Source organism: Priestia sp. JSM ZJ58, assembly GCF_044383985.1.
GTDB lineage: Bacteria > Bacillota > Bacilli > Bacillales > Bacillaceae_H > Priestia > Priestia zanthoxyli.
Genome location: NZ_JBISEM010000012.1, coordinates 1 through 19,425, shown reverse-complemented (window position 1 = coordinate 19,425; position 19,425 = coordinate 1). Strand labels below are relative to the sequence as shown.

17 protein-coding genes, 2 tRNA genes, 3 rRNA genes and 2 riboswitches are annotated in these 19,425 nt (G+C 38.8%); of the genes, 3 read left to right on the top strand and 19 right to left on the bottom strand.

The annotated features are described in order from the left end of the window. The 8 genes from ACH6EI_RS27315 to groES all read right to left on the bottom strand — a co-directional run. Positions 1-219 (bottom strand): 16S ribosomal RNA (locus tag ACH6EI_RS27315); the annotation flags it as partial. Between the two features lie 373 nt (positions 220-592). Next, positions 593-1,918 carry an NCS2 family permease gene (locus ACH6EI_RS27310; protein WP_013055032.1) on the bottom strand — a complete coding sequence of 442 codons (1,326 nt, stop codon included), beginning with the start codon at positions 1,916-1,918 and terminating at the stop codon, positions 593-595. Between the two features lie 132 nt (positions 1,919-2,050). Continuing rightward, positions 2,051-2,152: riboswitch (purine riboswitch) on the bottom strand. A gap of 97 nt (positions 2,153-2,249) precedes the next feature. Then, complete coding sequence (guaA, locus tag ACH6EI_RS27305; RefSeq protein ID WP_028412703.1) at positions 2,250-3,779, bottom strand: glutamine-hydrolyzing GMP synthase; 1,530 nt, start codon at positions 3,777-3,779, stop codon at positions 2,250-2,252. 122 nt (positions 3,780-3,901) lie between these two features. Beyond that, positions 3,902-4,003: riboswitch (purine riboswitch) on the bottom strand. 39 nt (positions 4,004-4,042) lie between these two features. After that, positions 4,043-6,235, bottom strand: coding sequence for a transglutaminase TgpA family protein (locus ACH6EI_RS27300; RefSeq protein ID WP_099330573.1), 2,193 nt, complete (start codon positions 6,233-6,235; stop codon positions 4,043-4,045). Further along, on the bottom strand, positions 6,228-7,421 hold the full coding sequence (locus tag ACH6EI_RS27295) for a DUF58 domain-containing protein (protein WP_223546284.1): 1,194 nt from the start codon (positions 7,419-7,421) through the stop codon (positions 6,228-6,230). The genes ACH6EI_RS27300 and ACH6EI_RS27295 overlap by 8 nt, the downstream gene beginning before the upstream one ends. An 11-nt stretch (positions 7,422-7,432) precedes the next feature. Further along, positions 7,433-8,383: an AAA family ATPase gene (locus tag ACH6EI_RS27290; RefSeq protein WP_099330572.1), complete on the bottom strand. Its 951-nt coding sequence runs from the start codon at positions 8,381-8,383 to the stop codon at positions 7,433-7,435. A 158-nt stretch (positions 8,384-8,541) separates the two neighbouring features. Continuing rightward, on the bottom strand, positions 8,542-10,173 hold the full coding sequence (groL, locus tag ACH6EI_RS27285) for a chaperonin GroEL (protein WP_028412700.1): 1,632 nt from the start codon (positions 10,171-10,173) through the stop codon (positions 8,542-8,544). A gap of 67 nt (positions 10,174-10,240) precedes the next feature. After that, positions 10,241-10,525 (bottom strand): co-chaperone GroES, encoded by a 285-nt coding sequence (gene groES / locus ACH6EI_RS27280; protein ID WP_013055026.1) that lies wholly within the window; start codon positions 10,523-10,525, stop codon positions 10,241-10,243. A gap of 299 nt (positions 10,526-10,824) precedes the next feature. Between groES and ACH6EI_RS27275 the strand changes: the two genes are divergently transcribed. Continuing rightward, positions 10,825-11,553: a CPBP family intramembrane glutamic endopeptidase gene (locus tag ACH6EI_RS27275; RefSeq protein ID WP_049162688.1), complete on the top strand. Its 729-nt coding sequence runs from the start codon at positions 10,825-10,827 to the stop codon at positions 11,551-11,553. After that, positions 11,550-11,777: a YdiK family protein gene (locus ACH6EI_RS27270; RefSeq protein ID WP_013055024.1), complete on the top strand. Its 228-nt coding sequence runs from the start codon at positions 11,550-11,552 to the stop codon at positions 11,775-11,777. The genes ACH6EI_RS27275 and ACH6EI_RS27270 overlap by 4 nt, the downstream gene beginning before the upstream one ends. A gap of 26 nt (positions 11,778-11,803) precedes the next feature. On the opposite strand, the gene tatC is transcribed toward ACH6EI_RS27270, so the two are convergent. The 3 genes from tatC to ACH6EI_RS27255 are packed head-to-tail and all read right to left on the bottom strand — an operon-like array spanning position 11,804 to position 13,452. Beyond that, positions 11,804-12,559 (bottom strand): twin-arginine translocase subunit TatC, encoded by a 756-nt coding sequence (tatC, locus tag ACH6EI_RS27265; protein ID WP_013055023.1) that lies wholly within the window; start codon positions 12,557-12,559, stop codon positions 11,804-11,806. Positions 12,560-12,574: 15 nt separating this feature from the next. Next, a complete protein-coding gene (gene tatA / locus ACH6EI_RS27260) occupies positions 12,575-12,760 on the bottom strand; it encodes a twin-arginine translocase TatA/TatE family subunit (protein WP_013055022.1) in 186 nt (61 codons plus the stop codon). A gap of 53 nt (positions 12,761-12,813) precedes the next feature. Further along, positions 12,814-13,452, bottom strand: a complete 639-nt coding sequence (locus tag ACH6EI_RS27255) for a redox-sensing transcriptional repressor Rex (protein ID WP_028410376.1) — start codon at positions 13,450-13,452, stop codon at positions 12,814-12,816. Between the two features lie 458 nt (positions 13,453-13,910). On the opposite strand from ACH6EI_RS27255, the gene ACH6EI_RS27250 reads away from it, so the two are divergent. Next, positions 13,911-15,845 carry an ABC-F family ATP-binding cassette domain-containing protein gene (locus tag ACH6EI_RS27250; RefSeq protein ID WP_028412698.1) on the top strand — a complete coding sequence of 645 codons (1,935 nt, stop codon included), beginning with the start codon at positions 13,911-13,913 and terminating at the stop codon, positions 15,843-15,845. Between the two features lie 255 nt (positions 15,846-16,100). Here the strand turns inward: ACH6EI_RS27250 and tsaD are convergent, their stop codons facing one another. From tsaD to ACH6EI_RS27210, 8 genes are all read right to left on the bottom strand, one after another. After that, entirely contained in the window at positions 16,101-17,117 is a 1,017-nt protein-coding gene (gene tsaD, locus ACH6EI_RS27245) for a tRNA (adenosine(37)-N6)-threonylcarbamoyltransferase complex transferase subunit TsaD (protein ID WP_080754517.1), read from the bottom strand. After that, positions 17,114-17,563: a ribosomal protein S18-alanine N-acetyltransferase gene (rimI, locus tag ACH6EI_RS27240; RefSeq protein ID WP_028412696.1), complete on the bottom strand. Its 450-nt coding sequence runs from the start codon at positions 17,561-17,563 to the stop codon at positions 17,114-17,116. Before rimI ends, tsaD begins: the two co-directional genes overlap by 4 nt. A gap of 13 nt (positions 17,564-17,576) precedes the next feature. Next, a complete protein-coding gene (gene tsaB / locus ACH6EI_RS27235; RefSeq protein WP_028412695.1) occupies positions 17,577-18,275 on the bottom strand; it encodes a tRNA (adenosine(37)-N6)-threonylcarbamoyltransferase complex dimerization subunit type 1 TsaB in 699 nt (232 codons plus the stop codon). After that, positions 18,272-18,742 (bottom strand): tRNA (adenosine(37)-N6)-threonylcarbamoyltransferase complex ATPase subunit type 1 TsaE, encoded by a 471-nt coding sequence (gene tsaE / locus ACH6EI_RS27230; protein WP_098580175.1) that lies wholly within the window; start codon positions 18,740-18,742, stop codon positions 18,272-18,274. The genes tsaB and tsaE overlap by 4 nt, the downstream gene beginning before the upstream one ends. 220 nt (positions 18,743-18,962) lie before the next feature. Further along, positions 18,963-19,038: transfer RNA gene (locus ACH6EI_RS27225), tRNA-Asp, on the bottom strand. Between the two features lie 4 nt (positions 19,039-19,042). Further along, a tRNA-Met gene (locus tag ACH6EI_RS27220) sits at positions 19,043-19,119 on the bottom strand. A 24-nt stretch (positions 19,120-19,143) separates the two neighbouring features. Continuing rightward, a 5S ribosomal RNA gene (gene rrf / locus ACH6EI_RS27215) occupies positions 19,144-19,259 on the bottom strand. A 68-nt stretch (positions 19,260-19,327) separates the two neighbouring features. Further along, positions 19,328-19,425: ribosomal RNA gene (locus tag ACH6EI_RS27210) — 23S ribosomal RNA — on the bottom strand; the annotation flags it as partial.

The following is a 19,425-nucleotide window of genomic DNA, read 5'->3' as shown; positions in this document are numbered from 1 at the left end:
AAACCATCTTTCAATCATCTCCCATGAAGGAGAAGATCCTATCCGGTATTAGCTTCGGTTTCCCGAAGTTATCCCAGTCTTACAGGCAGGTTGCCCACGTGTTACTCACCCGTCCGCCGCTAACGTCATAGAAGCAAGCTTCTAATCAGTTCGCTCGACTTGCATGTATTAGGCACGCCGCCAGCGTTCATCCTGAGCCAGGATCAAACTCTCCGAAGAAATGTTTGACTTGCTCATTTAAAAAAATAAAAATTAACGTTGACGTTTGTCGCTTTGTTCAGTTTTCAAAGTTCAACCGTTGCTCTGAAGCAACTTTATTAGTATAACATTCTATTATTTTGATGTCAACATCTTTTTTAAGATGTTTCTCTCAACTGCGCTGTTCATCAGCGACATTTAATAATTTACCATATATAATATATAGAGTCAATCGTTTTTCTAAAAAACTTTATAAATAAAAAAGTTAATGAAGTAAACCTTCAGTAAAGTAACCAATTAACCTCTATTACAATAGCAATCTAGCCGCTATGCAGTTTTCTTATCTTACCATAAAAAAAAAGCCCAGTCATTAAACTGAGCTTTTTTATTTAAACTATTCTGCTAAGAACGCGAAATAGAGTATGAAGATGATACAGAGAGCATACATAATGGGATGCACTTCTTTTCCACGCTTGCTGCATAACATTGTAATAGGATAAAAGATAAAGCCAACCGCAATGCCTGTTGCAATGCTGTACGTTAATGGCATCATGATCACCGTGAAAAATGCCGGAACTGCCACTTCGAACTCTTTCCAATTGATTTCTCCTAAGTTTGACACCATCAGAGCTCCTACCGTAATTAAAGCTGGCGCAGTAACAGCTGGTGTTACGACCGCTAACAACGGAGAAAAGAACAGTGCAACTAAGAAAAACGCCGCCGTTACAATTGCAGTAAATCCTGAACGTCCGCCCGCTGCTACTCCAGCCGTAGACTCTACGTAAGCTGTTGTTGATGAGGTACCAAGAACAGCACCAACTACAATCGCACTAGAATCTGCCAATAACGCTCTGCCCGCTCGCGGAAGCTTATTATCTTTCATAAGCCCAGCTTGACTCGCTACAGCAACCATCGTACCTGCTGTATCGAAGAAATCAACGAATAAGAAAGTTAAAATGACGACTAGCATCTTTACAGTAAAGATATCACCGATATTTTGGAAAGCTGCCCCAAACGTCGGGTCAAGACTAGGAACCGATGAAACCACTGCTTTAGGTGTATCAATTAAACCAAAAGCCATACCTGCTACAGCCGTTACAATCATACCGATAAATACAGCTGCATTTACTCGAAGCACCATTAATACAATAGTAATGACAATACCAAAAACCGCAAGTAATGTTGTTGGGTTCGTCAAATCACCCAGTCCAACGAATGTGGCATCATCTTTGACGATGATTCCCGCACCTTTCATACCAATAAAACTAATAAATAAACCAATACCTGCTCCAACAGCCATTTTTAATTCAATAGGAATAGAATTAATAATTTTTTCTCGCAGGCTTGTTAATGTTAAAAGAATAAAAATAACACCTGATATCATAACACCCGTTAAAGCCGTCTGCCATGGAATTCCCATCGTCAGAACAACTGTATAAGCAAAAAATGCGTTTAATCCCATACCTGGAGCTAATGAAATTGGATATCTACCAAGCACTCCCATAACAATTGATCCCAAAGCTGCCGCTAAAGCAGTAGCTGTAAATACAGCCCCTTGGTCCATTCTCATACTGTCAGGTAGATCCTTTACATCACTTAGTGATAGCACAGATGGATTAACAAATAAAATGTAAGCCATAGATAGAAAAGTTGTAAGGCCAGCTATAAACTCTTTTCGGTAGCTAGTACCCAGCTCTTCAAAACGAAAATACTTCTTCACGTTTTTTCCTCCCTTTATAGAAGCCGCATGCACTTAGGCAAGCCATAAAAAATGCCTCTACACTATGGCGCGTAAAGGCATAAAATCGACTAAAAGAGAAATGTATGAGCAAAAAACAAAAGATTTTTATACATACATGTATTACTTTCTCGTAGTCAAGCCATTTACGGTAGCTCGGTAGAAACTTTTGGGCCTTATCCCCAAGATTATACGACATTAAAGCTATATCTCGCTGTTTTATGTTACTATCCTACCATTAACTTTTTAAAAAAGTCAACAAAAAACGAACATTCTTATAAAAGAATGTTCGTTTGTTCGGTTTTCTTACATATTATTCCCATTCAATTGTTGCAGGTGGCTTACTTGTAATATCATACACTACGCGGTTAATATGCTTAACTTCGTTTACAATACGCGTTGAGATAACTTCAAGCACATCCCAAGGAATACGCGCCCAGTCAGAAGTCATACCATCAATCGATGTAACAGCACGAATACCGATTGTGTAATCATACGTACGAGCATCTCCCATTACACCTACACTGCGGATGTCAGGAAGAACCGTAAAGTATTGCCAGATATCGCGCTCTAAGTCTGCTTTTGCAATCTCTTCACGTAAAATAGCATCCGACTCACGTACAATTTCTAACTTCTCTTCCGTAATTGCACCAAGTACACGAATACCTAGACCTGGTCCTGGGAAAGGCTGACGCCAAACGATGTTATCAGGAATACCTAATTCAGAACCTAATGCACGTACTTCATCTTTGAATAGCGTGTTTAACGGTTCGATTAGTTTGAACTGCATATCTTCCGGTAATCCACCTACATTGTGGTGAGATTTAATCGTTTGAGCTGTAGCTGTCCCACTCTCGATAATATCTGTGTATAGCGTACCTTGAGCTAGGAAATCAAACCCTTTTAATTTAGCAGCTTCGTCATCGAATACATAAATAAATTCATTACCGATGATTTTACGCTTTTGTTCAGGATCTGATACACCGCTTAATTTTTCTAAGAAGCGATCTTTTGCATCGATTTTAATTACGTTCATATTAAAGCCTTCGCTAAATGTTTCCATTACGCTTTCAGCTTCACCTTTACGTAATAAACCGTGATCTACGAACATACATGTTAACTGATCACCAATTGCTTTGTGAATTAATACAGCTACTACCGAAGAGTCTACTCCGCCGCTAAGTGCGCAAAGTACTTTTCTATCTCCAACTGTTTCACGGATTTTATCCATTTCAACTTCAATGAAGTTCTCAATTGACCAGTTTGCTTCAGCATGACATACTTCAAACACGAAGTTCTTTAAGATATGGTTACCGTGCACTGAATGGCGAACTTCTGGATGGAACTGCACTCCGTACATATTCTTTTCTTTGTTACTCATTGCGGCAATTGGACAAGATGGGCTAGTTGCGTCCACTTCAAAACCAGCTGGTGTTTCTACAACTAAATCACCGTGACTCATCCAAACAACTTGTTCTTTTGGCAACTCATGGTACATTAATGAATCGTTTTGTACGTTAATCGCTGCTTTACCATATTCACGATGGCTAGCACCTTCTACCTTCCCGCCAAAATGATGAGTCATTAATTGCATTCCATAACAAATACCTAAAACAGGAATACCTAATTCAAAAATGTTTTCATCGCAGTGAAATGCGTTTTCACCGTACACACTGTTTGGGCCTCCAGAGAAAATAATTCCCTTTGGATTTAATGCTTTAATCTCTTCTGCTGTAATTGTGTGCGGATGCAATTCACTATATACTCCGAACTCGCGAATGCGACGCGTAATCAGTTGGTTATATTGACTACCAAAATCTAATACAACAATCATGCCTTCCATCTTGTTCACCTCTCCGAATGTGTAAATAATCACTTGTTATTATGCCCTAAAATATAAAAAAACTAGACTTCTCCCTCAAAAAACAAAGGCAGAAGTCTAGTTGAGCACGACGTTTATCGTCAAATAGACTGTTCTGCCTTCATAGTCAGATCGTTTAAGGTGACCCGGTAGAGACTCTCGAACCATATTATCGAGGATATATGAAGGTATACGAAACATTTATAGTAAGTTCGAGAATATTCTATCAATCCGCGAAACAATGGTCAAGAACTCGTTTTTTTGATTAAATTTTCCCACAATTCAATCGACTCTTTCCATTCTTTTATGGAACCTGCATTTCGATATAAAACCCGCTCGTATTTTTCCGTTAATTTTAGCATATTTACCGTATTTAATTTTTCGTCTACTTCTCCTGCAAAGTCGCGCAGCGTTTGATTTTCTTGCCGTTTTAGTCCATTTGCAGCGAGTCTTTTAAGTAAAAAAGCATACGCTGATTCAAAGGTTTCCACACTCTCTTTCTTTTTATAAAAAGAGATATAAAAAGGTAAAAACCATTTAAATCGATTGAGATATATTACTATTAACATAACTACAATCAGTCCGTAGAAAAGCACTTTCCATTTCATAGACAACTTAGCATTTTGAAGAGAAGCTGTTTTTTCTTTCTCTCTTTTCTCTTGTGCCGGAAGCTCTTTCTTCTTAGGCTGCTCCTTGACTTGCGTTCCTTGTTTCTCTTCTTCCCTTTGACTATTTTCACTAGAGTTGTTAGGTTGGCTATCTACAAAATCATAAGGATTAGAAAAACTTTTTGTTGGTTCAAAAGGTACCCAACCCGCTCCTGGAAAATAGACTTCGACCCAAGAATGAGCATTATTTTGTGTAATTTCATAGGTTGTCCACTTACTACTTCCTGAAATGACGGTGGCATCACCTTCTGTATAGCCCTTTACCCACCGAGCAGGGATATCTAATGAACGAAGCAGCACGACCATAGAAGTAGAGAAGTTATCACAGTATCCTCTTTTTGTATCAAATAAAAATTGATCCACATAATCTTTATTCTTCGTAGGAATTGGAACATTTTCAGTATCATATACATATGGATTGGATCGGAAGTATTCTTCAACGGCTTTCGCTTTTTCATAGCGATTGTTTTTATTTTTTGTTATCGTACGAGCTAAATCCTTTACTCGTTTTGGCAAATTAGCAGGAAGCTGTGTATACCTTGCTATAAATTCATTATTATTCTCTAGACTCTCTGACTTTTTCTCCTCTGCTTGCTGAAGAAGCCCGGTATCAAACACAGGATATTTATACGTTAGCTCATACGATTGAACAGTAACAAGTTTATCATTTTGATAAGGATATAATTTTTCATTTGTCGGTGTAACATCGGCTTGAATGCCATTTTTTAAGGTTAGAGACAGCAGTTGAGGAACATGCATAAGATGAACAGAAGGCTGCGAATAGGTAACTTCTGCTTTTCTTACTTCTCCTGCAACACTTGAATCATATTGAGGGAGTAAGTTTTCATTTCCTTTGAAAGGCACTTTTTCTTCCTCTTTAGACAGCTCCCAGCCCTTACCTGTATACACATCCTTCGTTTCAATACGCCAATAGTGCTCATCCTCTACTTTAGCTGTAAACACAACCGTATCATCATTGACAAAGGATCCCCCCAATTTAGAATCGTCCATATCATAGCCAATTCGTTGACCGCTTGCAGATTCTCCCTGTCCTTGATTTGTTGTGTGAGCTGCAATAAAAGGGACCGGATCTGGCCACTGCGGACCTGGTTTAGGGGCGAGATAAGCCAGTACAATGACAATGGCTAAAAAACTGCCTAGAAAAAGAAACGATCGTTTTCTATTTTCTAAACGCTCGGTGCTAGCACCTTTTATACGTTCAGGATTGATGCGAAGCATGGCTACTAATAAAAATCCGATAATCGTCACGCGAATAATAGCAGCTCCGGCATCGTAAGTAGAAAAGGTATCCAATACGGTAATATACAAAATGGTTAAGAAGAAAAAGAAGAAAATTCTTTTTTGATAAAAGATCCAGTATCGAATTAAATAAGCCATAATCCAAAGCAGGATAAAAAATAAAGTGCTCCTCATTTCAAAGGATAAATTCGCTATATTCCACTCCATGATACTTTGTACATCTGACTGAAGAATTTCCAAAAGTCTTGGAAGCCATTCTGAAGAAAAGAAGGCACCTTGAAAATAGAGATTGTGAAGTGAAAACAAAATAAACAACATGCTCCCTAACGTCATCACAATAAACGGCAATCGAAACGTTAAGCTCAAAAAACAGTAAGCGACAAACAGGATAAAGTATTGAATTTGATTCGTATCAGTGACTTCATTTAAAGGGAGAAGCCATTCCACTAATAAAAAGAAAGCTCCCGCGTATAATAAGACGTTTTTTACATACCAAGCTGATTTATTCACTTATTTCCGCCCTCACTTCCTTTAGTGATAGAGGAAGATCAATATGAACGACTTCAATCGTTAAAGCAGAAGATTGTATGCCATTGACAATAACTGTCTCTTCGTCACTAAGCCCCGCTCCTTCATTTTTAACGACAATGAGTGAAGCCTTAGCATGAGGGCTCAGCTTGGATTGAATCTGGCCAATAAGAGTCCCTGTAACCTGACTGACAATTACCATAAAAGAATGCTGCTTTTGAATAGCAATATTCTGAAATTCTGTTTCGAATGCTCGGTTGCTAATAGGCTGTGCACGTGCTAAGTGATGCAACAGGTTATCAGCCTCCCTTTGTTCAGAGGTTTTCTGCGAAAAAAGGGCATCTCCAGCTAAAAGAAAATCGACTTTTTTACGCTTGGTTTCTTCATGAATGAGCATGGATGCCAGAAAGCTCATTCGCTCTTCAAAGTATAGAGGGCCCATAACATCTGCAATGATAATCATACTCCGTTCATGATAATGACCGAACTCTTTAGAAATCAACGTAGCTTTACGAGCCGTCGCCTTCCAATCAATAGATCCTAATCGGTCACCCGGCTGATATTCTCTAATGCCTGTCACTAACGTAGTAGATTGATTTCCCGTAGAAACTTCATTTTTTCCTTCTTCTATTCCTGCTAAAAGAAACGGGATATCTATCTCATAGATTTGAGGATACACGACAAACCGCTGGTGCAGCGGATAATATGCCTTCTTTTTTACGATGCCTAATAAATCACTCATTTCAATCGAAATCGTAAAAAATTCATATTCTCCTCTTTCTACAAACGATCTTTCATATGGAATAACAGCGTTTCGTTGAAAAAGCGGATAAATTGTTCTTTCTTCTTGATCTAAAAGGTTACTCTCCTCTTTCACCGCTGCCATATAAACAGGAAAAGCCGAGGAGCGTGTAATGTGAATGTCATAAGAAAGATGATCTCCAGCGAATCGAGGCTGTAGCTTCACATCACGAGCAACATTCCACTTCTTCAACGGATAGAGCAACACGGCTACCGCATATAATCCAAAAGGTAAGAAGCTATAAAATAAAAACCAGCTGACAAAGCCTCCTTGAAACATGGCGTAAGAAAACGTAGCGGTAAAGATGCAGAATAAAACGAACCAGTCTCTACCTTTGTTCCATATCACTTTTATATACTGTTTCATAAATTATCCTCTTACCTTTTAACAGGTACTTTCGTATCAGCCATAATTTGCTTCATCACATCACTCGTTGTTAAACCGCTGTACTGAGTATCAGGTCTTAGCGTTAAGCGATGTGCACACACATACGAAGCAAGCTCTTGAACATCATCAGGAAGACAGTAATCTCTTCCCTTTACTAACGCATATGCTTGAATAGCCTTCATAAAGGAAACCGTGCCACGAGGACTAATACCTAATGAAACATGTGGATGAGAGCGAGTTTTGCGAATAATTTCAATGATATAGTTCTTGATCGTATCATCTACATAAATACTGCTTACAGCTTTTTGAGCCTGTACTAATTCTGGAACGCTCATAACAGGTTTGACATCTTCAAGATTAACTTGAGTCGATACGCCATTTAAAATTTGAAGCTCCTCTTCTTGCGTAGGATACCCCATGCTTAGTTTGAATAAAAAACGATCCAGCTGCGCTTCCGGCAAATGATAGGTCCCATCAAAATCAACGGGATTTTGAGTAGCCATCACAAAAAAAGGCGCCGGAATTTCCCGGGTGATACCATCGGTTGTTACATGATGCTCAGCCATTGCTTCTAAAAGCGCCGATTGTGTTTTAGGAGAAGTCCTGTTAATCTCATCAGCGAGTACTATGTGGCTCATGATAGGACCTGGACGAAAATGAAATTCCATGTCTTTTGGACTGTAAATAGAAACACCTGTTACGTCGGACGGCAGCAAATCAGGCGTGAATTGAATTCGTTTAAATTCCGCATCAATTGATTTGGCCAGTGCCTTCACTAGCATCGTTTTTCCTACACCCGGTACATCTTCAAGCAAAATATGGCCCTCGGCAAGCAAAGCAACCAAACTCAACGTAGATACGTGACGTTTTCCAATCACAATTTGATCAATGTTTTCTAATACTTGGTTTAATTTATTATTAATATGATCGAGCTGAATCAACGAAGCTCCCCCTTAAAACTCAGTTAAGCCTTGAGTTTAGTAAGTTTTCCAATAAACATAGTACTATCTTAACAAATTTTAAAAAAATCTGAAAATATTAACGCACACAAAAAAGCGACCAAGTGAGTACTTGGTCGCTTTTTTAGGTAGGGCAGTGATTACATCATGCCGCCCATTCCACCCATGCCGCCCATGTCAGGCATTGCAGGAGCTCCGCCTTCTTCTGGCTTGTCAGCAACAACTGCTTCAGTTGTTAAGAACATAGCCGCTACAGAAGAAGCATTTTGAAGAGCTGAACGCGTTACTTTTGTTGGGTCAACGATACCAGTGTCTAGCATATTTACCCACTCGCCAGTTGCAGCGTTGAATCCAGTTCCAACTGCTTCGCCTTTTAGACGCTCAACGATTACTGATCCTTCTAAACCAGCGTTGTGAGCGATTTGACGTACAGGCTCTTCAATCGCACGCAATACGATGTTGATACCTGTAGCAGTGTCACCGTCAGCTTCGATGCTTGCTACTTTATTATAGATATTTACTAATGCAGTACCACCACCAGCTACGATACCTTCTTCAACCGCAGCACGCGTAGAGTTTAATGCATCTTCAATACGTAATTTACGTTCTTTTAACTCAGTTTCAGTTGCCGCACCAACTTTGATTACAGCTACGCCACCAGCAAGTTTTGCTAAGCGCTCTTGTAATTTTTCACGGTCAAACTCTGAAGTTGTTTCTTCAAGCTGAGCTTTGATTTGGTTTACGCGTGCTAGGATATCTTCTGCGTTTCCTGCACCGTTTACAACTGTTGTATTTTCTTTTGTTACAACAATTTTAGAAGCGCGACCTAATTGATCGATGCCTGCTGTTTTTAAGTCAAGACCAAGCTCTTCAGTAATTACTTCTCCGCCTGTTAGAATAGCAACGTCTTGTAGCATTGCTTTACGACGATCACCGAAACCAGGAGCTTTAACAGCTACAGCTGTAAATGTACCGCGAAGTTTGTTCACAACTAATGTTGCTAAAGCTTCACCTTCTACGTCTTCAGCAATGATTAATAGAGGCTTGCCTTGTTGAACAACTTGCTCTAATACCGGTAAGATTTCTTGAATGTTACCGATTTTTTTGTCTGTGATTAAGATGTATGGATCATCTAATACAGCTTCCATTTTATCTGAATCAGTTACCATGTAAGGAGATGCATATCCACGGTCAAACTGCATACCTTCTACCACTTCTAATTCAGTTGTGAAACCTTTTGATTCTTCAAGTGTGATAACGCCGTCGTTACCAACGCGCTCCATTGCTTCAGCAATTAATTGACCTACTTCTTCGTCAGCTGCTGAGATAGCCGCTACTTGAGCAATTGAATCTTTACCTTGAATTGGTTTAGAGATTGCTTTTAGTTCTTCAACCGCTACAGCTACTGCTTTTTCCATACCTTTACGGATACCCATTGGGTTAGCACCAGCCGTTACGTTTTTAAGACCTTCTCTGATCATTGCTTGCGCTAAAACTGTTGCAGTAGTTGTACCGTCACCAGCAACGTCGTTTGTTTTGCTAGCAACTTCGGCTACTAATTTAGCACCCATATTTTCAAATGCGTCTTCTAATTCGATTTCTTTTGCAATTGTTACACCGTCATTTGTAATAAGCGGTGAACCGAATTTCTTTTCCAATACAACGTTACGACCTTTTGGTCCAAGCGTTACTTTTACAGCATTTGCTAATGTATCTACACCACGTAGCATTGCGCGACGTGCTTCTTCGCTAAATTTAATGTCTTTTGCCATGTTCTTTGACCTCCTCAAGATGTTCTTAATAATCTATTTTTTACGTATGATAAGTTTGTGGTTAAAATTAGCCGATTACAGCTAAAATATCGCTTTCGCGTAAAATTAAGTATTCAGTACCTTCGTATTTTACTTCAGTACCCGCATATTTTGAGAAGATGATACGATCGCCCGCAGCTACTTCTAAAGCTACACGCTCACCGCTTTCTAATACTCGGCCTGTACCTACAGCAACAATTTTACCCTCTTGTGGCTTTTCTTTTGCACTGTCCGGTAACACGATACCGCTTGCTGTTTTTTCCTCAGATTTTACAAGTTCAATCACTACGCGATCACCTAATGGCTTTAACAAGTGAAACAACCTCCTCAAATAATATGTTTGCATTTTTATTAGCACTCAACCTCAACGAGTGCTAACACAATTATTATATTAAAACAAAGTGGGTTTTTTTTGCAAGTATTAAACAAAAAAAATTTAAAATTTACGACAACTACATATAATAGTCTTAGATTTCGACGATTTTGAGAAATAAAGCATTCTTTTCTCTGTTCAATAATATGTATGTTACAATACGAGCAAGAAGAAATTACTAACTTTACAGTACTTCTTCGACATATATACATAAAAACCTTTTAAAGGAGTATAGAAGATTGGAAAAACGTTATTGGTATGTTATCCTCACCTACATCCTTATGCAGTTTTCAGGAGTTGTTGGTATACCGCTGTTAAAATTAACAGGAATATTTGATGACTATCCAGTTCGAACAGCGAATGTCATGCTTTTGACTTATTGGACTATCATTAGCTTTATCCTTGGTTTACTTATTGTCTTACTGCTGCTGCGCCGTGACATGTCCATGCGTATAGAACATGCTGGAAAAACGATTGCTGTTGTCTGGTCAGTCCTTGGGGTGTTTCTCGCTATGGCTGGTCAAGCTGTAGCAGGTATGATTGAGCACGCTCTTGGCATTACCCAAGTATCTGAAAACACACAAAATATTGTTAATCTTGTTAAAGCAACGCCTTTCCTTATTGTCGTTACGTCTGTTATTGGACCAATACTAGAAGAGATTATTTTCCGAAAGATTATTTTTGGTTCTCTTCACAAACGATACAATTTCTTTATCTCTGCATTTATTAGTTCCCTTATTTTCGCTGCGGTACACTGGGATTTTAAACATTTACTTGTGTATACAGCTATGGGATTTGTATTTGCATTCCTTTATGCAAGGACGAGACTAATTGTTGTACCTATTATTGCTCATGTTTTGATGAATACAATTGTTATTTTATCTCAAACTATTTTTGCAGATAAAATTATAGAAATGCAAAAACAAGCAGAACAAATGCAGTTCATTTTTGGAGGCATGTTTTTATGAAGAATATCCCTTTAACACGAGGGTTTATTTATATTATTATGGGGATTTTATTCACCTACTTGGCAATTCAAAATGCCCAGGAAACCGTCTGGAATTTCCCCACAATCTTATTTGCACTCGTAGCCGCATTCGATTTCAGGTTTGCGGTTCGCATCTTTATCTTGCACTACAAAATTAAAAAATTGCAGCAGCAATATAAAAATCAAGATGATTCATCCAAATAAAAAAACCACTGTTTCAGTGGTTTTTTTTACATACTAACATCTTCTCTTTCTTGCTCTGCCCTTGCCTTTAACACTTTGCGATACGAAATGCGGGAAATAATGATGCTGATTTCATACAAAATTAAGAGCGGCACTGTCACCATCATGTGCGAGAGCAATTCCGGTGGTGTAATAAGTGCGGCAATAACTAGCAGTACGAAATAGGCATATTTTCGAATTTGAGATAAAAACATAGGCGTTATAATTCCTAAACGCGTCAAAAACATAACGACGACAGGAAGCTGAAACAACAAGCCAAAAGGCAGTGTGAGCTGCATTAAAAAAGAAAAGTATTCATTAATGCCAATCACTTGGTTTACATTCAGCTCATCAGAAACGCGCGTCATAAAATCAACGACAAATGGAAACAACACAAAATAAGAAAAAGAGACACCGCCAATAAAGAGAAAAATGGAAACAGGAATATATCCAAGCGTTACCTTACGCTCTTTTTCATATAAACCAGGACTAATAAATGCCCAAAGTTGATACAGTGCAACAGGAGCTGCAAGTACACAGCCGATAATAACAGCAAATTGCATATAAATCTTAACTGGATCTGTTAACCGAAATGCATTCATCGTTAAATTCTTTGCCTCATCAGCATGCTGTAAATAGACAATAACCTTATCCGCTATAAAAAAGCCGCCAATTGTGGCAATCACAAAGAAAAATAAAACAATTAAAATGCGTTTTCGCAGCTCTCCTATATGATCATATATTGACATTTCTTGTTCGGTCATACTATGATCACCCTTTTACTCTTTGTCATCTACTTGACGCTGTTTATCTTTTTCACGATCTTCTGATGCACCGCTAGCGGCATGCTTAAACTCTCTAAGCGTTTGGCCCACTGATCTTCCTAGCTCCGGTAACCGTTTCGGTCCAAAAATAAGCAGTGCTACAATCGCAATAATAATCCAACTGCCTGCTCCAATCCCCATATTCCCACTCTCCTTATTAATTTAGACTTAAGGAAATCGTAACACAGTCCGCCTTATTCAACAGGATAATTTTTCAAAAAGTAGACGAGCGACTGTAATTCTACAGCAAGATCAATATGATGGAGTCGAATCTCATCCGGTACGTTTAAGCGTGCAGGAGTAAAGTTTAAAATTCCTTTAATTCCGCAACTCACTAAACGATCAGTAATTTGCTGAGCAACAGTGGCAGGAACGGTTAAAATCGCTACTGAGATGTCATCACTCATATAATCTTCCAATTGGTCAAGATGATAAACCGGCACGTCGCCTACTTTCGTACCTACTTTATCTTCTATCACATCAAAAGCGCACTCAATTTTGGTGTTATTATTTTTAATAAAATTATAATTTAAAAAGGCCGTTCCTAGATTCCCTACGCCAATCAGTGCTACTTTCGTTACTTCATCTTGGTCTAACGTTTTACGGAAAAATGTAAGTAAATAATTCACATTGTAGCCGTATCCCTTTTTTCCTAATGCACCAAAGTAAGAAAAGTCCCGACGAATAGTAGCAGAATCCACTTTCACTGCCTCACTTAACTCCGCTGACGACACACGCTGTTTACCAGAAGCATGCAAATTTTTCAAAAAACGATAATAAAGCGGCAATCGTTTAGCCGTTGCTTGTGGTATTTTTAATTGTTCAGTGTTCACGTTGTACCCCCTCAGTTCATGTATGTCATTGCTAACATTTTCAAGTCATATTGCATTACCTTTCACAAAGCATCAACCGCTTTGAGGTAGCGCTTCCAATTCTCTCTCTTTTCTCTTGTTTTATATATACTCCGCTTCACACCTCGACGGCTTTTGTCTATTCAGCACTCCTTAAAGTCGGTATGTAGAACGAAGCAATTAGCCCTTCAAAGAATCGGTTTGTTAGTCATGACGGATTTTTTACATCCATCATAGATAAGTTCAGAGATGCACTTATCTCTTATTTTAACATAGTATCCTGTATAAAATGTGCAGGGGAAATCATTTTATTTCATGAATCAAAACATTCGCTTCATCATTTGTCCTTGTCCCTCTACAAATTACAAACGCTTGTAGGAAGAACTTGTAGTTGAAAATATGTTAAAATACACTATGGATATACTACTAGAGGTGAAAAAATGATTATTCTACAATTGAACGGTATTACAAAATACTATGGGGCAGAACCCATTTTATCGAATATAAAGTTAGAAGTACAATCAAAAGACCGCATTGCCCTAGTGGGACGAAACGGTGCTGGTAAATCAACTTTATTAAAAATTATTGCTGAGCAGCTTTCCTATGACAGCGGAGAAATTATTAAACCTAAGGGTGTTTCCATTGATTATATGGGACAAGATACAGTTCTTGAGTCAACACTCTCCATATGGGAAGAAATGATGACTGTCTTTGCTCCATTAAAGAAGATGGAAAAAGAATTACGTACGCTTGAAACGAAGATGGGTGATCCAGACATTTTTAATGATTCAGTTCAATACGAAAAACTAACCAAAGAGTATGATCAGCTTCAAGTAACGTTTAAAGATTTAGGCGGCTATCAATATGAAGCGGATACACGATCTATTCTTCACGGTTTCCGTTTTTCAAACTTTGACTACAGCACCCCTATTTCCTCCTTAAGCGGTGGACAAAAAACGCGCCTGGCTCTTGCAAAACTGCTTTTAACAAAGCCTGATTTGCTTATTCTGGATGAGCCTACCAACCACTTAGATATTGAAACTTTAGCATGGCTGGAACAGTTTCTGCAAGGGTATGAAGGAGCTATTTTAATCGTTTCACATGATCGTTACTTCCTTGATAAAGTCGTAAATCAAGTGTATGAAGTCGTACAAAAAACAACGGTGAAGTACACGGGCAACTACTCTAAATACCTTGTACAAAAAGCAGAGCGATATGAAAAAGAGTTGCGTCAGTACGAAAAGCAGCAAGATGAAGTCGCAAAGCTGAATGATTTTATTCAGCGAAACATCGCCCGCGCATCGACTACAAAACGTGCGCAAAGCAGACGTAAACAGCTCGATCGAATGGAGTTAATAAATCGACCTAACGAAGGCGAAAAATCAGCTAGTTTTTCGTTTGAAATTGAACGTCAAAGCGGAAATGAAGTCTTAAATCTGGAAAATGTGTCTATCGGATATGATGAACACAACTATGTCGTCCAAGAGGCAAACCTTCGCATTAAAAAAGGGGAAAGCCTTGCGTTGGTTGGTCCTAATGGCGTGGGGAAATCAACTTTATTAAAAGGCATTGTGGATAAACTCAGCTTCAAGACTGGAACCATTTCCTTTGGCTCAAATGTAATGGTTGGTTATTACGACCAAGAGCAAGCCAATTTAACGTCTAATAAAACCGTTTTAAATGAACTTTGGGATGACTACCCAGCCAAACCTGAAAAAGAAATCCGTACAGCGCTTGGAAATTTTCTGTTTTCAGGTGATGATGTACTGAAAATCGTTTCCACGCTCAGCGGTGGTGAAAAAGCACGTTTGGCTCTTGCGAAGCTTATGCTTCAAAAAGCTAACTTCTTAATTTTGGATGAACCTACTAACCATCTTGATTTAGATAGCAAACAAGTACTCGAGAATGCGTTAATTGATTACCCAGGGACTCTATTATTTGTTTCACATGACCGTTATTTTATTAATCGTATTGCCAATAAAATAGCAGAGCTATCTCCTGAAGGAGTAGAAGAATTTCTTGGAGATTATGACTATTATGTAGAAAAGAAAGCAGAAATAGAGGAAATTAAAGAATTAGAAAATATAAAAGCAAACGAAGAACGTACGGTAAAAGTAGATAAACAGTCCTATAAACAAGATAAAGAACAAAAGAAATTGATGAGACAGCGAACGCGCCGCATTGAAGAAATTGAAACTGAAGTAAACAAATTAGAAGCCGCCCAAGCGGCGAATGAAGAACTTCTTTGTGACCCTGAAATTTATCAAAATCACGAAGAAGTATCAAGATTAAACGGTGAAAATGAAAAAATTTCTTCACAGTTATCCACATTAATGGAAGAGTGGGAAGAATTACAGCTGCTTCTAGAAGAGTAGCCTATATTTTTGCGTATCTATTCATCCTATTTACTTGTTCATGCGCTTAAGAGCAAGCTTTATCCACTCTGTGAATAAATAGTGGATATCTGTCTGATTTTCATAATTAAAACTTGTTGATAACAGGTCCGTGTACTGAGTGCACGGACTTTTCCACATAATTATCCACAGTCAATTCTAAATTTATTGAATATTGTTGATAAATCATTTTTATCCACAAAAAAAGACGAATGAGAAATAAATCTCATTCGTCACTTACTCTTCCAAGTCCAAACCGGGGTTTGCATTTAATGACATATCTGAACGTTTTCCTTGAGCAAATCGTACGCTTGCTGCTGCTCCAATCATTGCGGCATTATCCGTACATAGAGATAGCGGCGGGATAATAAGCTCAATATTTGATAGGGGTTCAAATGCCTCTTCTAGCGCTGCTCTAAGCCCTTTATTAGCAGCAACTCCTCCTGCTAATAAAACTTGCTTAACGTTATATTCCTTTGCAGCTTTAATCGTTTTAGTTACTAACACATCAATGACACTCGCTTGAAAGCTAGCAGCAAGTGTTTGTGGAAGAATCTCTTCACCTTTTTGCTTCGCATTGTGGACAGTGTTAATAACTGCTGATTTTAATCCACTGAAACTAAAATCATAGGATCCTTCTTCTAGCCAAGCACGCGGCAAATCAATTAATGGCTCTCCTTCATGTGCAAGGCGGTCAATATGAGGTCCGCCTGGATATGGAAGGTTTAACGTGCGGGCTACTTTATCGTAGGCTTCTCCTGCTGCATCATCTCTTGTTTCACCGATCACTTTAAAATGACCGTGACTTTCCATGTATACAAGCTCCGTATGCCCGCCAGATACAACTAGCGATAAGAGCGGGAATTCTAGTTTTTTGATTAGCTGATTTGCATAAATATGTCCTGCAATATGATGAACACCAATTAATGGCTTTTGATGTGCAAATGCTAGCGCTTTGGCTGCATTTACGCCAATAAGAAGTGCTCCCACAAGCCCTGGTCCTTCCGTTACAGCTATTGCATCTATATCTGCAAACGTCAAGTTCGCTTGATTTAAAGTTTCTTCAACTACTACTGTAATTTGTTCTACATGATGACGAGATGCAATTTCCGGTACGACACCGCCAAATCGTTTATGGCTTTCTATTTGAGAGGCCACCACATTGGCTACAATTTCATGACCGTTTCGAATCACAGCTGCTGCTGTCTCATCACAGCTTGTTTCTAATGCTAAAATTAATTGATTTTCATTCATAAATTCACCCACATAACTAATGCATCCTCATTGTTATCAGAATAATAATTCTTACGAATACCTCCAGGTTTAAAACCTAGCTTTTGATACAATGATTGTGCAATATGATTAGATACCCTAACTTCTAATGTCATTGACGTAGCACCTAGTTTTCGAAGAACGTCCATCACGTTGCGCAGCAGCAATTCACCGAGTCCCTTGCCTCGGTAGTCTGGCAATAGCGCAATGTTGGTTACATGTGCTTCGTCAATAACAATCCACGTTCCGCAATAACCAATAATATTTTCCCCTTCTTCCATCACAATGTAAGTTGAAAATTGATTATTGGTTAACTCATTTTGAAATGCTTCTGCACTCCAAGGTGTCGTAAAAGACTTCTCTTCGATTTTCACTACTTGATCAATATCTTTAACTTCCATTAAACGAAACTTAATTGTTAGTTTCATGTTATACCTTCTTTTATCCTTTTTGCTGTGAAGCAAGCCAGTTGGCTTCTGCTTCAGCTAAACGAATGTAGTTCGGAACAAAAGTATGCACAGACTGCGGCTCTTTCTTCATTCCTAAGAAAGCCAATTCACTTGGTCTTGGGTTAAACTGCTGAACATGGGCAAATACAGCTTGTTCACTCAACACTTCTTTTAACGCCTCTTCATGCATGGAAAGATCATTGCCTATGAATAAAATAGGTTTGTTGTATGACTTTAAATGTTCCGCCCAGTCCTTATTAATAACAAGTCGATCACTTTCAACTTCTACAAGACCTCGTTCGTTATTCCATTCATATAGTCCTGTATAAAGCTGCTGACGGCGCGCATCAAATAACGGAGCAATATATCCATCAAAATAACGACCGTTTGCTGCTAGTGCCTCAAGGCTAGATACACCTATTAAAGGAATATTTAAAGTCCAAGCAAGTGTCTTGGCAATGGTAACACCAATGCGTACACCGGTATAGGACCCGGGACCGTGTGCCACTACAATACGGTCTAGCTCGCTTGGCGCAATATCACAATCTTTTAACAAAGATTCCACAGCGTTCATCACACGAACAGAGTGATTCTTTTTTAGATTCGTAATAATTTCTCCAATTACTTTGTTTTCTTCAACGACAGCAACACCCATGACAAAATTGGATGTATCAATGGCTAACATTTTCATCTTTTAAAAAGCTCCTTACATATTTCAACGTACCGACTGCCTATCGCTTTTACAAGGATTTTACGAGTCGTTTCGTTTTCATGGTAAATATTGATTTGAATATATTCATTAGGAAGCTGCTCTTCAATCAGGTGAGCCCACTCCACGACCGTCACGCCATCTCCTTCAAAATACTCATCGAACCCTAGGTCTTCAAATTCATCCCCTAGACGGTACACATCCATATGGTAAAGAGGAAGGCGACCGTTTTTGTATTCTTTAATGATAGTAAATGTCGGGCTATTCACATTGCGTTCAATTCCTAAGCCTTTAGCTAAACTTTTTGTGAATGTTGTCTTTCCAGCTCCCAAATCACCTTCAAGCAGCAGCACGTCACCAGCTTCTAGTAAAGTTGCTAGACGAGCGGCCAGCTGATTAGTTTCATCAGGAGACGTAGACATAAACGTAAATTCGTTAATCTCTGTCATTCATTCAGAACCTCATTTCAATCTGTATATATATATTGTAAACGTTGTGGACTATACATATCCAGTAAGAAATCCAACAATCTTTAACATCGCAATTCTATAAAGAAATTTCTTTGTATATAAAAAATTCCTTAGGATTGCTCCTAAGGACGGTAAAGTTTTATATAAAAATGGTTCAAACAATAAAAAAGACGAAACACATTGTTTCGTTTCTAAAAAATGGCGGTCCCGACGGGAATCGAACCCGCGATCTCCTGCGTGACAGGCAGGCATGTTAACCGCTACACCACGGGACCATGTTGGTTGCGGGGACAGGATTTGAACCTGCGACCTTCGGGTTATGAGCCCGACGAGCTACCGAACTGCTCCACCCCGCGATGATAAAAAAGCAAAATAAAAATGCCTAGCGATGTCCTACTCTCACAGGGACAAAGTCCCAACTACCATCGGCGCTAAAGAGCTTAACTTCCGTGTTCGGTATGGGAACGGGTGTGACCTCTTTGCCATTATCACTAGACATTTATATGAGATTATTCTCTCAAAACTAGGTAACAGATTGCTGAGTAAAGCTTACGCTTTTAAAGTTTGGTTAAGTCCTCGATCGATTAGTATCAGTCAGCTACACATGTCGCCACGCTTCCACCTCTGACCTATCAACCTGATCATCTTTCAGGGATCTTACT